At 71.5% G+C, this 13,254-nt stretch carries 7 protein-coding genes; 3 read left to right on the top strand and 4 right to left on the bottom strand.

Features of this window, described 5'->3' with window-relative positions; translation table 11 throughout:
- Positions 1-73 precede the first annotated feature (73 nt).
- Both AB0F15_RS38335 and AB0F15_RS38330 read right to left on the bottom strand, forming a co-directional pair.
- Positions 74-631 carry a zinc-binding dehydrogenase gene (locus AB0F15_RS38335; protein WP_360281559.1) on the bottom strand — a complete coding sequence of 186 codons (558 nt, stop codon included), beginning with the start codon at positions 629-631 and terminating at the stop codon, positions 74-76.
- A 446-nt stretch (positions 632-1,077) separates the two neighbouring features.
- Positions 1,078-2,772, bottom strand: a complete 1,695-nt coding sequence (locus AB0F15_RS38330) for a GAF domain-containing protein (RefSeq protein ID WP_360281557.1) — start codon at positions 2,770-2,772, stop codon at positions 1,078-1,080.
- A 175-nt stretch (positions 2,773-2,947) separates the two neighbouring features.
- On the opposite strand from AB0F15_RS38330, the gene AB0F15_RS38325 reads away from it, so the two are divergent.
- A complete protein-coding gene (locus tag AB0F15_RS38325; RefSeq protein ID WP_360281555.1) occupies positions 2,948-4,363 on the top strand; it encodes an MFS transporter in 1,416 nt (471 codons plus the stop codon).
- The gene (locus AB0F15_RS38320) at positions 4,360-5,976 is read left to right on the top strand and encodes a tannase/feruloyl esterase family alpha/beta hydrolase (RefSeq protein ID WP_360281553.1); all 1,617 of its coding nucleotides are present in this window, start codon (positions 4,360-4,362) and stop codon (positions 5,974-5,976) included. Before AB0F15_RS38325 ends, AB0F15_RS38320 begins: the two co-directional genes overlap by 4 nt.
- Positions 5,977-5,984: 8 nt before the next feature.
- On the opposite strand, the gene AB0F15_RS38315 is transcribed toward AB0F15_RS38320, so the two are convergent.
- Together AB0F15_RS38315 and AB0F15_RS38310 are read right to left on the bottom strand one after the other, a co-directional pair.
- Positions 5,985-9,659: a glycoside hydrolase family 3 C-terminal domain-containing protein gene (locus tag AB0F15_RS38315; RefSeq protein ID WP_360281551.1), complete on the bottom strand. Its 3,675-nt coding sequence runs from the start codon at positions 9,657-9,659 to the stop codon at positions 5,985-5,987.
- A gap of 197 nt (positions 9,660-9,856) precedes the next feature.
- A complete protein-coding gene (locus tag AB0F15_RS38310; RefSeq protein WP_360281549.1) occupies positions 9,857-11,530 on the bottom strand; it encodes a phospholipid carrier-dependent glycosyltransferase in 1,674 nt (557 codons plus the stop codon).
- A 211-nt stretch (positions 11,531-11,741) separates the two neighbouring features.
- Here AB0F15_RS38310 and AB0F15_RS38305 point away from each other — a divergent pair, with 211 nt between their 5' ends.
- Positions 11,742-13,130: an endo-1,4-beta-xylanase gene (locus tag AB0F15_RS38305; protein WP_360281547.1), complete on the top strand. Its 1,389-nt coding sequence runs from the start codon at positions 11,742-11,744 to the stop codon at positions 13,128-13,130.
- The last annotated feature ends 124 nt before the right edge of the window (positions 13,131-13,254 follow it).

The following is a 13,254-nucleotide window of genomic DNA, read 5'->3' as shown; positions in this document are numbered from 1 at the left end:
CTCGAGGGAGAGGACCTGGCCTGTTTCGCCGCCCACGAGGCGGTGAGGCAGGCCAGGGTCGTGGCGGAGCGGGTCAGCTCGCGGCCTCTTGGTCGAGGTCGGCCAGGTCGAGGACGAAGCGGTAGCGGACGTCGTTGCGGGACAAGCGGTCCAGGACCTCGTTCACCCGGGCCGAGGGGACGACTTCGACGTCGGCGGTGATGCCGTTGCGGGCGCAGAAGTCGAGCATGGCGGCGGTCCCGGTCCGGCCGCCGCTGCCCGCCGAGGTGAGTTTCTTGCGGCCCACCAGCAGGTCCAGGGTCTCGAGCGTGACCGAGCCGAGGTGGCCGACCTGGCAGAGGGTGCCGTCCAGGGCGACCAGCCGCAGGTACGGACCGATGTCGTGGGGAACGGCGATGGTGTCGATGACGACGTCGAACCGGTCGCGGGCGGCGGCGAGCTGCCGCGGGTCCGACGACACCAGCAGCTCGCGCGCCCCGAGGCGGGTCGCGTCGGCGGCCTTCCCGGCCGAGCGGCTGATGACCGTCGTCTCGGCGCCGAGGGCGACCGCCAGCTTGACCGCCAGGTGCCCGAGGCCGCCGAGTCCGGCGACCGCCACCCGCGTGCCCGGCCCGGCGCCGAGCGCGCGCAACGGTTCCCAGACCGTGATGCCCGGGTCAGCGATGCTTCGATCGTGGTGTTGCGGGCCGCGAGGAGTTCGGTCACCGCGCCGAACTCCTCGCGGAACCCGAGTTCGGCGTACCGCTGCTTCATCCTGTCGTAGCTCAGTGCTGTCGGCGACTCCGCACGACTCGCTGCCCGGAACGACCAACTCACCGCCCGGAACGACCAACTCGCTGCCCGGAACGACCAACTCACCGCCCGGAACGACCAACTCACCGGGTTGGCCGTTCCGGGCAGTGAGTTGGCTGCTGCGGTCGTTGAGTTTGCCGCACGCGACGGCTGAATCCGCCGACAACTCCGTGCCAGGTCCCCATGACCCATGCGACACGCTCGAAACCGCAGCCGCACCCGGGCGCCCGTGCGTGGGTGGTCGCGCACCGGGCCGGGTGGGGAACGGTGTTGGCCTGACGCGGTTCAGCAGGACGGCCCGGTGGTGATCGCGCGGAGCTGGTGCAGCCGGAGCCCCAGCTGCAGCTCGAGGTCGTTCTCGTGGCGCCAGCCGGAGCCGAGGACGGTGCCGATCCGGTCCAGCCGCTTGAGCAGGGTGTTGACGTGCAGGTGCAGCGCGCGGGCGGTCGCCGCGACGTTGGCGCGGTGCCCGTAATAGGTGGTCAGGGTGCCGACGAGGTCGGTGCCGCGCCGGCGGTCGTACTCGAGGAGCGCGCCGATGGCGCCGGTGAGGAACCGGTCGAGCTCCCCGGCCCGCTCGGGGTCGAAGACCATGGCGTACAACGCATACCGCCGGGTGGTGGCGCCCACGTCGGTGTGGCCGAGCGCGCGCAGCACGGCGCCGCATCGACCGGCTAGGGAGAAAGCCCGTGCCCAGTCCTGGCCGGCCGCCAGTTCGCCGACGACCATGACGGGCGAGCCCAGCGTGCGCCGCAGTCCGGTGTGGACCTCCGCCACCGTCCGGTCGTCGTCGGTGTGGGGGAGGATCATGGTGGCCCGGCCCAGGTGTTCGCCGGCCAGCCCGGCGCGGTCGCGGGCGATGTCGTGCAGGTGCCGCGCAAGGTCCGCCGGCGGCACCGCGGGGGAGTCCGCGACCAGGACCAGTTCCAGGCGGTCGGCGTCGATGCCGCGCGCCCGGGTGCGGGCGCGCTGGGCGGGGCCGATCCCCGGACTGCCGACGATGAGTTCGGTCAGGAGCTCGCCGCTCAGCCGTTCGCCTGCCTCGGCCACGGCCCGCTCCTTGAGGATGAGCAGCCCCAGGATGTGGGTGGCGCGCTCGAGGGTCCGCAGGTCCGTGTCGTCCGGCGGCCCGGCTGCTTTCCGGCGCCACACCAGCGCACCGAGGTGACTGTCGCCCGCCTGGATCGCGGCGACGCTGCGGGTGGTGCCGTCCGCCCCTGCCGAGACCGTGCAGCGGCCCGAACGCCGGGCGTCTTCGACGGCGACGGCCAGGTCGGCCTCGTCCGCCCGGTCGAGCAGCGTGACGCTCCCGCCCAGCTGGTCGGCGAGGTGCCGCGCCACGTCGCCCGGCGTCCCGCCGCCGAGCACGACGCCGGTCAGGGCTTCGTGGATCGCCTGCGCCCGCTCGATCTTCCGGTACGCGACCCGCAGCTCCCGCAACGCGGTCCGGCTCGCCGCGTAGAGCCGGGCGTTGTCGAGGGCGACCGCGGCGTGATCGGCGAACGCGTTCAGCAGCGCGATCTCCTCGGCCTGGAAGGACCGTTCGGAGCGGTCCGCGGCGAACAGGGCACCGACCGCCTCGCCGCGGATCACCAGCGGCACCCCGAGCAGCGCGACCAGCTCCTCGGTGACGACCAGGCGGTCGAAGTCCGGGTCGTGCTGGATGAGCGTCGAGGTGGCGTAGTCGCGCACCCACTGCGGGCTCTTGGAGGCCAGTACCCGGCCCCCGAGCCCCACCGTGGCCGGGATCGCCGCGGCGAGGAACTCGGCCGAAATCGTGCCGTCCGACGCGCGGGCCGACAGCCTGCCGTCCGCGCCGACCAGCGAGAGGTAGGTGAAGTCCGTGCCGATCAGGTCGTGGGCGTGGTGGACGATCGACTGCAGGACCTGGTCGAGCTCGCCCAGGGCGGTGAGCGACTTGACGGTCGCGTACAACGACGCCAGTTCACGCTGCCGGCGTGGTTCCGCCGCACTGGTCACCGTGCCGTCCTCCTCGGTGCTGTCCTCCTGGTGCCGTCCTCCTCCGCACCGGGGTGGGCGAAAGACCCACCGAGGCGCTGGGAGGAGTGGGTGGTCCATACCTCAGTCCGCAGCGTAACGGCGCCTTAACATCACCGCCATCACCTGCCTGCGCTCCCCGACGAAGGCGGCAACCATGGCCATCCCGCTCAGCCCACCCGAACGGCAGTCCGGCTCCGGGTGGTCCGCACCCCGGCGCCGCGCCTTCCGCAAGCTGCTGGCGGCCGGGCTCATCGGCAGCTCGATCGAGTGGTACGACTTCTTCCTCTACGGCACCGCGGCCGCACTGGTGTTCCCCAAGGTGTTCTTCCCGCACTCCTCGGCGCTGACCGGCACCCTCCTCGCCTTCAGCACCTTCTGGGCCGGCTTCGTGGCCCGGCCGATCGGCGGGGTCCTCGCCGGGCACCTCGGGGACAAGTACGGGCGCAAGCCGGTGGTCGTCGCCTGCCTGGCGACGATGGGAGCCGCGACCTTCCTGATCGGCTGCCTGCCCAGCGCCACGACCGCCGGGGCACTGGCCCCGATCCTGCTGGTCACGCTGCGCTTCGTCCAGGGCCTCGCGGCCGGCGGGCAGTGGGGCGGCATCGTCCTGCTGCTGACCGAGTCGGCCGGTCCCAAGCGGCGCGGCTTCGCCGGGACCTTCGGGCAGACGAGCGTGCCCGTCGCCGTGATCCTGTCCAACCTGATCTTCGTGGCGGCCAGTGGCCTGATGCCGGACGCGGCCTTCCTCGGCTGGGGCTGGCGCATTCCCTTCCTGCTCAGTGTCGTGATGTTCGGGGTGGTGCTCTACATCCAGGCCAAGGTGGAGGACACCCCGGAGTTCCGCCGGCTGCGGGAAGAAGTGTCGCGCCACGAAGATCCGGTGGTGCGGGCCCCTCTCGCCCGGGTCCTGCGCAGCAAAGGCGGGACCATCCTGCTCGGCTGCGGGCTCCTCTCCGCCACCAACAGCCTGTTCTACGTCAGCATTTCCGGGCTCCTGAGCTACGGCACCGGCACGCTCAAGCTCGAGCGCAACGCGCTGCTCGCGGTCGTGTTGCTCAGTTCCGCGGCGATGCTCGTCGCCATCCCCTGGTCCGGGTACTTCTCGGACAAGGTGGGCCGCCGTCCGCTGATCCTGATCGGTGGCTTCGGGGTCGCCGCCTGGGCGTTCCCGTACTTCTGGCTCGTCGACACCGCCGTGCTGCCGCTGATCTTCGTCGCGGTGGCGGTGGGTTTCGCGTTCCAGTGCCTCACCTACGGCCCGATCGCGAGCTTCCTCGGCGAACTCTTCGCGCCCGCTGTGCGCTACTCGGGTGCGTCGCTGGCCTACCAGCTTTCCGCGATCATCGTCAGCGGCGGTACGCCGTTCCTGATGACCGCGCTCATCGCCAAGACCGGGAGCACCCTGCCGGTCGCCGCCTACATCGCGGTGATGGGGCTGATCACCTTCGCCAGTGCGTGGTTCCTGCCCGAGACGAACCCCGCCGAGGTCCGGGCCGATCCGCACGCCGTCCCGGGGGCCCACCTCCACGGCTCCGAAGTCCCGCGGGACGCGGAGAAGAGGCCGGTATGAGGCGAGCAGGCCGGCTCGCCGTGTCGGCGATCTTGGTGCTGGCGGCGAGCGTACCCGGACCCGCCGCCGCGGCCTCGGCGGTGCCGGGGTGCGCCGGGCTCGCCGGGCTGCGGATTCCCGCGCCGGTCATGAGCCTGCCGACCACCGGCGGCCGCGTCACGGCGGTCTCGCTCGCGTCGGGTCCCGGCGGTGGGGAGTACTGCCGGGTGGACGCCGACCTCTTTCCCGTCGACCCGGCCGCGCCCGCCATCGAGCTGCGCGTCGCTCTGCCCCGCAGCTGGAACGGCAAGGCGATGATGTTCGGCGGTGGCGGGTACGACGGGACCATTCCCGACCTGGCGGCGAACGTGCCGTTCGGGCCCGCCGACCGCCCGGTGCCGCTGGCCCGGGGGTATGCGGTCTTCGCGAGCGACTCCGGCCACCGGCAGAACCCGGCGTCCCCGCCGTCCCTGGACGGGTCGTTCGGCCTGAACGACGAGGCACTGACCAACTTCGCCGCCGGGGACGCCCTCAAGAAGACCCGGGACGCGAGCCTGTTCCTCATCCGGCACGCCTACGCGGCGACGCCCACCGAAGTCTTCTTCGCCGGAGGATCGACCGGCGGCCGCGAGGCGCTCGTCGTCGCCCAGCGGTGGCCGACGGCGTTCGACGGCGTGATTTCCGCCTACCCGGCGTGGAACAACCTCGCCGAGGTGCTGGACCTCGGCTACTTGACGCAGATCCTGTCCCAGCCCGGCGCGTTCCCCGGGCCCGCGAAGCAAACTCTGCTCTACGACAGAGTCATCGAAGCTTGTGACGGCCTGGACGGTGTCGAGGACGAGGTCGTCTCGAACCCCGGCGGCTGTCACTTCGATCCGCATGCGCTCCGCTGCCTGGGAGGGGCCGACACCGGGCCGGCGTGCCTGTCGGATCCGCAGATCGACGCCGTGATCGCCATGTCGTCGCCGTTCCGGTGGCCGTACCGGATCGCCAGTGGCGAAACCGGGTACCCGGGTTTCCCGTTCCTGTCGGGCGCGGACATGCGGACGCCGTTCCTCGGGTTCGGCACCACCGCGTCGGCCGACCCCATGCCGGTGACGAGCGGCTACGGCATGCAGTACTGGGACCAGTGGGTCAAGTACTTCCTGACGCGCGACCCGCGGCAGAACGCACTGGACGTGGATCCCCGCCGCCCCGGCCGGTGGCTCGGCCGGATCAGTGACCTGTCCACTGTGGAGGATCGCAACAACGCGGACCTCGGCCCGTTCGCCCGGGCCGGGGGCAAACTGATCCTGCTGCACGGCGCCGCGGACGAGCTGGTCTCCCCGTACTCGACGAGCGACTACTACGAGCGGGTGCGCAGCGTGCTGGGCCCCCGGGCGACCGGGGCTTTCCTGCGGTACTACGTCGTGCCGGGCGCGAACCACGCCGGCTTTGGCATGCCCGCCTTCACCGCGAGCTGGGACTCGCTCTCGGCGCTCGAGCGCTGGGTCCACACCGGAGAAACGCCGGTGGGCCAGGTCGTGACCGACCTGACCCACCAGCGCACGCGGCCGCTGTGCGCCTATCCGGAGTGGCCCCGGTACCGCACGGGGGATCCGGACAGCGCCGCCGGCTTCACCTGCACCCGCTGACCTCGCCCTCAGCCGATGGCGACGGTGAAGATGTGCATGGCCGCCGTGCCCATGTTCGCCCCGTCGCTGACGTCCGGCAGCGTCAGGGACTGCACCGTTTTGCCGGGCTGCAGCGGGATCGGGGCGTAGTACAGGCTCACCTGCTGGTTCAGCTGTCCGCTGCTGTTGTTGAGGTACGGCAGCGTGGTGAGGATGTCGCCACCGGTCGCCGCGTTGGCCCACCAGTCCGCGAAGCTGACGGAGTGGGACTCGGTGGTGCCGTCGGTGTAGGTCACCGTCGCGGTCCCGCTGGGGCTGCCGTAGTCGCCCGCACCGATCAGGCCGAGGGTGTGCCCGGAGCCGGACAGCGTGATGGTCTGGCCACCGGCCACCCCGCCGGCGACCACGTTGTCCGGGCTGCCGGGCGGCACGTCCGGCCAGGTGAAGGTCAGCCCGTCGTGGGTGAAGGTGGCACCCGGCGTGAGGCTCGGCGTCGCGGCGGCCAGTGCCTGCGCGGAGAAGCCGGCGTTGCCGCCGTCGAAGTTGCCCGCGCCCGGGGTGGCGTCGTCACTGACGCCCACGTTGTTGTACGCCGCGGGGAAAGACGGGTACGGCGGATGCGGCAGCAGCACGGTGGTCGCGTCCACCGAGTTCCCCGGCCCGTTCACCGAGGTGAACGTGGCCTGCGCCGACACGTCGAACTTGCCGGGTTGCGCCGAGGCCGGCACCCCGACCTCCCAGGTGGTGTGCACGGTCTGCCCGGCCGCCACGACCGGGAACGTGGCCGGCGAGGTGGCCTTCGCGGTCCAGCCGCTGGGCACGGAGAGCGTCATCGTCACGTCCCGCAACGGCCGGGCTCCCGCCGGGTTCGGCAGCGTGGTGGTGACGGTGTACGTCGTGCCCGCTTTCACCTGCGCCGGAGCGCTTAGCGTGAACGGCTGCTCGACCACCACCGGCGTGGTGCCGGTGACGCCGTCGACGGTGACGCTGATCGTCGTGACGCCGGGCGCCACCATGGTCACCTTGCCGGTCCGGCTCACCTGGGCCACGCGCGGATCACTGCTGCGGTAACCGATCCGGGCGTGCGCGAGGTCGACGAACGACTGGTCGTCGTGCACCGCTTCGACGACGTGGTCGGCCGGCGTGTGCTGCGCGGCCTGGGCGGTGTCATCGGCGATCCACGGGTTCTTGCCGGTCAGGTCGAGGTTCTGGCCCGGCGCGAACACCACCTGGCCGGGCTGCACGGTCACGTACGCGGTCTTCGGCTTGAGGGCGCCGGTGACGGCGACCGTGGCGGTGCCGGCGAGGTGGCCGGCGTCGGCACCCACGCCGAACCGGTAGGCACCGTTGTAGACGACCTCGCGGTGCTTGCCATCGTCCCAGAACGCCAGGTCGCTGATCCGCACCGGGATGGCCAGGTGCTGGGTCCGCCCGGGTGCCAGCACGCCGGTCTTCTCGAAGCCGGCCAGGCGCTGCCGGGGCAGTTCCACCCCGGGCACGCCGAACGCCGTGGCGGCGTACAGCTGGGCGACGGTGGCACCGGGCGTGGTGCCGGTGTTGGTCACGTCGGCGTGCACGGTCACCCGGCCCTCGGCGTCGACGGCCCGCGTGTCGGCGTGCACGTGCGAGTAGGCGAACTTCGTGTAGGACAGGCCGTACCCGAAGGGGTACGCCGGCGTGCCGGTGAAGTACTGGTAGGTGCGACCGAGGCCGCCGGTCTGCGACGGCGTCAGCCCGTAGTTCTTCATGGCCGGCAGCTGCGTGTCGTCGGCGTACCAGGTGAAGTTCAGGTGCCCGCTGGGGTTCTGCTTGCCGAACAGGACGTCGGCCAGCGCGGTGCCCTGGCTTTCCCCGTTGTAGCCGCTGAACACGATCCCCGGGAAGCCGTCCTTGGCGTGGGCGAGGGAAACGGCGCCGCCGGCCTGCACGGCCAGCGCGGTGCGCGGGTTGCCGATCGCCTTGACCTGGTCGAGCAGCGAGTCGTAGTTGCCCGGCATGGCGATGCTCGTGCGGTCACGGCCTTCGGTGGCCACGTTCCCGTCGGTGCCGGCGACCACCACGACGAGGTCGGCGGTCTTGAGCGCGGAGAGCGTCTCCGCCGAGCAGGTCGCCGCCGTCGTCGTGCCGGTCGAGGTGCCGCACGCGTCGAACGTGACGGTGGCGGCCGGGTTGGCCGCCTTGACCGCGGTCGTGATGCCCTGCACCGCGCTCACCTGCAGCGCGGGTTCGCCGGAGTAGCCGCCGAGGGTGACCTTGCCCGCGAGGTCGCCGACGACGACCACGGAGCCGAGCTTCGCCGGGTCGGCGGGCAGCAGCGGCGCCGCGGTGCCGGGGACCGCGTCGTTCTTCAGCAGGACCAGCGAGTTGGCGGCGACCTTCTCGGCCAGTGCCTGGTGCTCGGCGCTCTGGATGACGTCCTTGGTGATCTTCGTGTAGGCCACGCGGTCCGGCGGGTCGAACTCGCCGGTCTGCATGCGCGTGGTGAACACGTGCACCAGCGCGTTGTCGAGCACGCCCTCGGACAGCACCCCGGCCTTGATGGCCTCCTGGATGTTGGCCACGGTGGCTTCCGTGCCGGTGCAGTTGAGCTGGGTGCCCGCCCGCAGCGCGTACGCCTGGCCGCCGGCGGGCCCGGAGACCTGCTGCCCGGTCGCGGTGTTCGTCCACTGCGTTCCGCCGTTGGCGGTGGCCGTGGTCCAGCCCGGCGGCGCCCAGTTGTGGCTGCCCGGCGCGGAGACGTCGCCGACCGCGCCGCAGTCGGACGTGGTGTAGCCGTCGAAACCGTAGGTGCGCTGGGCCAGTTCGTTCGCGGTGTAGGTGTCGGCGGGCGACGGCGTGCCGTTGATCGCGTTGTACGACGTCATCAGGCCGGACACGTGCGCGTCCTGGATCAGGTGCCGGAACTGCGCGGTGTAGTAGTCACGCAGGTTGGCCTCGGTCGTGTCCGAGGAGTCCGCGTGCCGGTCGTTCTCGACGTTGTTGAGCGCGTAGTGCTTGGCCGTGGCCGCGACCTTGAGGTAGGGCGTCGTCGGCCGGCCCGAGGCGGTCTGGCCCTGGTAGCCGTTCACGAACGCGCCGGCCATCTTCGACACGAAGTAGGGGTCTTCGCCGAACCCTTCGTCGGTGCGGCCCCACCGCGGATCGCGGTCGAGGTTCACCGTCGGCGCCCAGTAGGTCAGCGAGCCGTAGCCGTTCTTGTCCGGGCCGATGTTGTTCTGCGCGACGCCCCACAGCGACTTGTCCAGCATGCCGCGGGCCTCGTCGGAGATCGCCGTGGTCTCCTGGTGGATCAGGCCCGGGTCCCAGGACATCGAGCTCGCCAGGTTGGTCGGGAAGCTCGTGGCGTGCACCCCGCCGGTCGCCGTGCCGTGGTCGGTGTTCGCGCCGAGCGTGTTGAGGCCGTGCTGGCCTTCGCTCCAGTAGGTGTACTGCTGCACGCCCAGCCGCGGGATGGCCGGCGCGCTGTTGGTGCGCAGCTGCAGCACCTTCTCGGGGAGCGTCATGCGGGCGACGAGGTCCGCGGCCCGCTCGGCGAAGCTGTAGTGCGTGTCGCGGTAGACCGGCACTGCGGCCGGCGGTGCCGGGGCGGCCGCCCACGCGGACGGGACGAGCGTGGCCGCGGTCATCGCCGCGGTCATCGTCGCGGCGAGCAGGGAGGCGGCGGTCAGCCGTCCCCGTCGCCGGCCGGGCAGGAGCAAGGGCATCGGATCTCCGTCACAGAGGGTCGATGGGTGAGTGGCCGCGCCGCCGGCCGTGGAACCGCCGGTCCGCGGCCAGGTCCGGCACCCATCGTTCGCAGCCGGTTTGTTTCTGGCAAGCGGCCGATGGTGAATCCCGTGTCGCCGCTGGCCGGAGCCCGGCAGCGGGCTGAAACTTTCAGCGGCCGGGCCCGGCAGCCGGGTCAGGGCCGGCGGTACAGGGTGATCGAGTGGCCGACCTCGTCGATCGGGGTGCTGCCGCGGATCAGCGCCGCCAGGCGGTCGTCCGCCTTGGCGACGGCGGAATCCGACACGACGAGCAGCCCGCGCACCGCGTCCGCGGGCGCCGTGAGCGGGTCGGCGGCGTCGATGCCGTAGAACGACGGCACGCCGCTGCCCTTGTACACCAGCCAGACCCGTTCACCCGGGTACCGCTGCCGCAGCCGGTCGGCCAGCCGGCCGAGGTCCTGGCCCCAGTCGACGTTCGAATCGTGCAGGCGCAGGTGGGTCTGCGCCGGGCCGCCGAACGCCTCGTTCGAGTACGGCAGGTAGTACGGGAAAGTCCGCAGCGAGCTCACCGCCGTGAAGACGACCAGTGCCGCGACGGCGACGGGCGTCCACCGGCGGCGGACGGCGACCACGCCCGCCGCCGCGATCGCCAGGAACATCGGTACGAAGATCGCGTACCGGACGCCGAGGTCGCGGCTGCCGGTCATGGCCGAGGCCAGCAGCACGGCCGGGGGGACGAGGACGTACGGCGCCGCCGGGCGCAGCCGGGGAACGGCCACCGACGCGACGGCGCCGGCCGCCCAGAGCGCCGACGTGCCCAGCGGCGTCTTCACCAGCAGCGCGGCCGGGAGGTAGTACCACAGCGAACCGACGTGCTGCGTGCCGAACAGGAAGGTGGTCCACACCCGGTCCTCGAGGCCGAACTGGACGCGCATCCCGTCGAGGTAGGGCTCGGGCAGCGGCAGCAGGCCGGTGAGCGCGCGCAGGCCGTCGGCGGCCGGCAGGCCCGGCGGTGGCACCCGGTGCAGCCGCAGGTCCACGGCGAGGTAGGAAGCCCACACCACGGCGACCGCGATCAGCGCCACCGCGACGGCCGCCGCGGCACCGAGCGCGAGGCGCCGGACCGTCCCCCGTGGGTCGTCGCCGGCCATCCGGCGGGCCTGCCGGATGGACAGCACGGCGAGGAGCAGCAGCACGGGCACGGCGGGAAGGGCGCTCATCTTCGTGGCCAGTGCCGCGCCCAGGGCGAGCCCGGCGAGGGGGAGGTACACCGCGGGGCGGCGCCGGGCCCGCCACAGCAGCCAGGCCGACGTCACCAGGAAACCGGCCACCGGCACGTCGAGGGTGGCCAGCGACCCGTGCGCGATGACGTCGGGGGAGAACGCGTACAGCGCCAGCGCGACCAGTCCGCCCGCCCGGCCGGCCGTCTCGCGGGCGAACGCGAACACGACCAGCCCGAACAGGAGGGTCAGCACGATCACCGGCAGCCGAGCCAGCAGCAGCAGGCGGGCCGGATCGTGGCCCGACTCGTACAGCACGTGCCGCCCGAGCTGCGTCTGGTCGCCGGCGAAGGCGGCGCCGACGTGCACGTCGGCGAAGGCGAGCCCGGTCGCGATGATCAGCTTGCCCAGCGGCGGGTGCTCGGGGTTGTACCGCAGGCTGTGGTGCTCGAGGTCGTAGACGGCCGCGCCCACGTAGACCGGCTCGTCGATGGTCGGGGTCTGCTCCACGGCCGTCGTGACCATCGCGGCCGCCATCTGCGCGAGCAGCGCGACCACGGCGAGCGCGAACCACCACCGCCGCCACCGCCCGGGAGGACGCGCGCCTGCCTGCGGCGGCACGTCCTCCCGGGCCGTTTCGGTCGTCACCTCCCAGGGACGTCCGGTCGGGACGATGGTTGGGCTACGGCTTGCCGGTGAAGAGGAAGGCCCGCGATCCGGTGATCGGTTGCATGAAAGTTTCATCGATTCGCCCAGCCCGAAATGGAAGCTCCCGAAAGTCGGTCGAAACTTTTTGCGTGGCGTTCCGGCGGCGTGCTGTGCTGCTGGCAAGAGGGGAAATCATCGAAGGAGAGCACGGATGGCAGGAAGTTCGTCGGACCTGCGCCCCAGGCGGTGGTGGCGGTCGTCGGCCGGCCGGGTGGTGGCGGGAGTGGCCACCGTGGCCGCGACCGCGGCCGTCCTGGTGACGGCGCCCGGCGCGGATGCCGCCGCGAGCACGCTGGGCGCAGCGGCCGCACAGTCCGGCCGGTACTTCGGCACGGCGATCGCCGCCGGCAGGCTCAGCAATTCGGCGTACACCACCATCGCGGCCCGCGAGTTCAACATGGTGACGCCCGAGAACGAAATGAAGCCCGACGCGACCGAGCCGAACCAGAACCAGTTCAACTTCTCGGCGGGTGACCAGGTCTACAACTGGGCGATCAGCCACGGTTCCCGCGTCCGCGGGCACACCCTCGCGTGGCACGGGCAGCAACCCGGCTGGATGCAGAGCATGAACGGCAGTGCGCTGCGCAACGCGATGATCAACCACATCCAGAAGGTGATGGCCCACTACCAAGGCAAACTCGCCTACTGGGACGTGGTGAACGAGGCCTACAACGAAGACGGCAGCCGTCGTCAGTCGAACCTGCAGGGCACGGGCAACGACTGGATCGAGGTCGCGTTCCGGACGGCGCGCGCCGCCGACCCGTCGACGAAGCTCTGCTACAACGACTACAACATCGACAACTGGAACTACGCCAAGACGCAGGGCGTCTACCGCATGGTCCAGGACTTCAAGTCCCGCGGTGTGCCGATCGACTGCGTGGGCCTGCAGGCCCACTTCACCGGCGGCAGTTCGGTCCCGAGCAACCTCCAGACCACGATCTCCAGCTTCGCGGCGCTCGGCGTCGACGTGGCGCTCACCGAGGTCGACGTCACGAACTCGAACACTTCGCAGTACTCGGCGCTGACCCAGGCGTGCATGAACGTCGCGCGCTGCGTCGGCATCACCGTGTGGGGTGTGCGGGACAGCGACTCCTGGCGGTCCAACGAGAGCCCGCTTCTGTTCGACGGCAACGGGAACAAGAAGGCGGCCTACAACTCGGTGCTGAACGCCCTCAACGCCGGCGGCCCGACCACGACACCGACGACCCCGACGGGTTCCACGACGTCGACGACCCCCACCGATCCGACCACGACACCCACGACGCCAGGTGGGGGTAACTGCACCGCCACGCTTTCGGCTGGGCAGTCCTGGGGCGACCGGTACAACCTCAACGTCTCGGTCAGCGGCTCCTCCTCGTGGACCGTCACGATGAACGTGCCCAGCCCGGAACGGATCAGCTCCACCTGGAACATCAACGCCACCTGGCCCAGCAGCCAGGTGCTGATCGCGAAACCCAACGGCAGCGGCAACAACTGGGGTGTCACGATCATGACCAACGGAAACTGGAACTGGCCCAGCGTCAGCTGCAGCAGCTCCTGATCCGCATCCGGTTCGTGAAGGCCACCTCGAGGAACTCGAAGTTCCTCGAGGTGGCCTTCACGGCATTTGCCGGTGCGCCATCAGGGCCGGCCGGCCGCGCATCGGGGGGCGTCGCGCGGGCCCG

The organism is Amycolatopsis sp. NPDC026612 (genome assembly GCF_040638285.1).
Lineage (GTDB): Bacteria > Actinomycetota > Actinomycetes > Mycobacteriales > Pseudonocardiaceae > Amycolatopsis.
Note: the sequence above shows the minus strand (reverse complement) of the source record. Positions and strands in the feature narration are given on the sequence as shown.

What these genes read in the sequence shown, in the direction of transcription:
- AB0F15_RS38325 (WP_360281555.1), top strand. Translation starts at nt 2,948, where the DNA reads ATGGCCATCCCGCTCAGCCCACCCGAACGGCAGTCCGGCTCCGGGTGG.
- AB0F15_RS38320 (WP_360281553.1), top strand. Translation starts at nt 4,360, where the DNA reads ATGAGGCGAGCAGGCCGGCTCGCCGTGTCGGCGATCTTGGTGCTGGCG.
- AB0F15_RS38315 (WP_360281551.1), bottom strand. Translation starts at nt 9,659, where the DNA reads ATGCCCTTGCTCCTGCCCGGCCGGCGACGGGGACGGCTGACCGCCGCC.
- AB0F15_RS38305 (WP_360281547.1), top strand. Translation starts at nt 11,742, where the DNA reads ATGGCAGGAAGTTCGTCGGACCTGCGCCCCAGGCGGTGGTGGCGGTCG.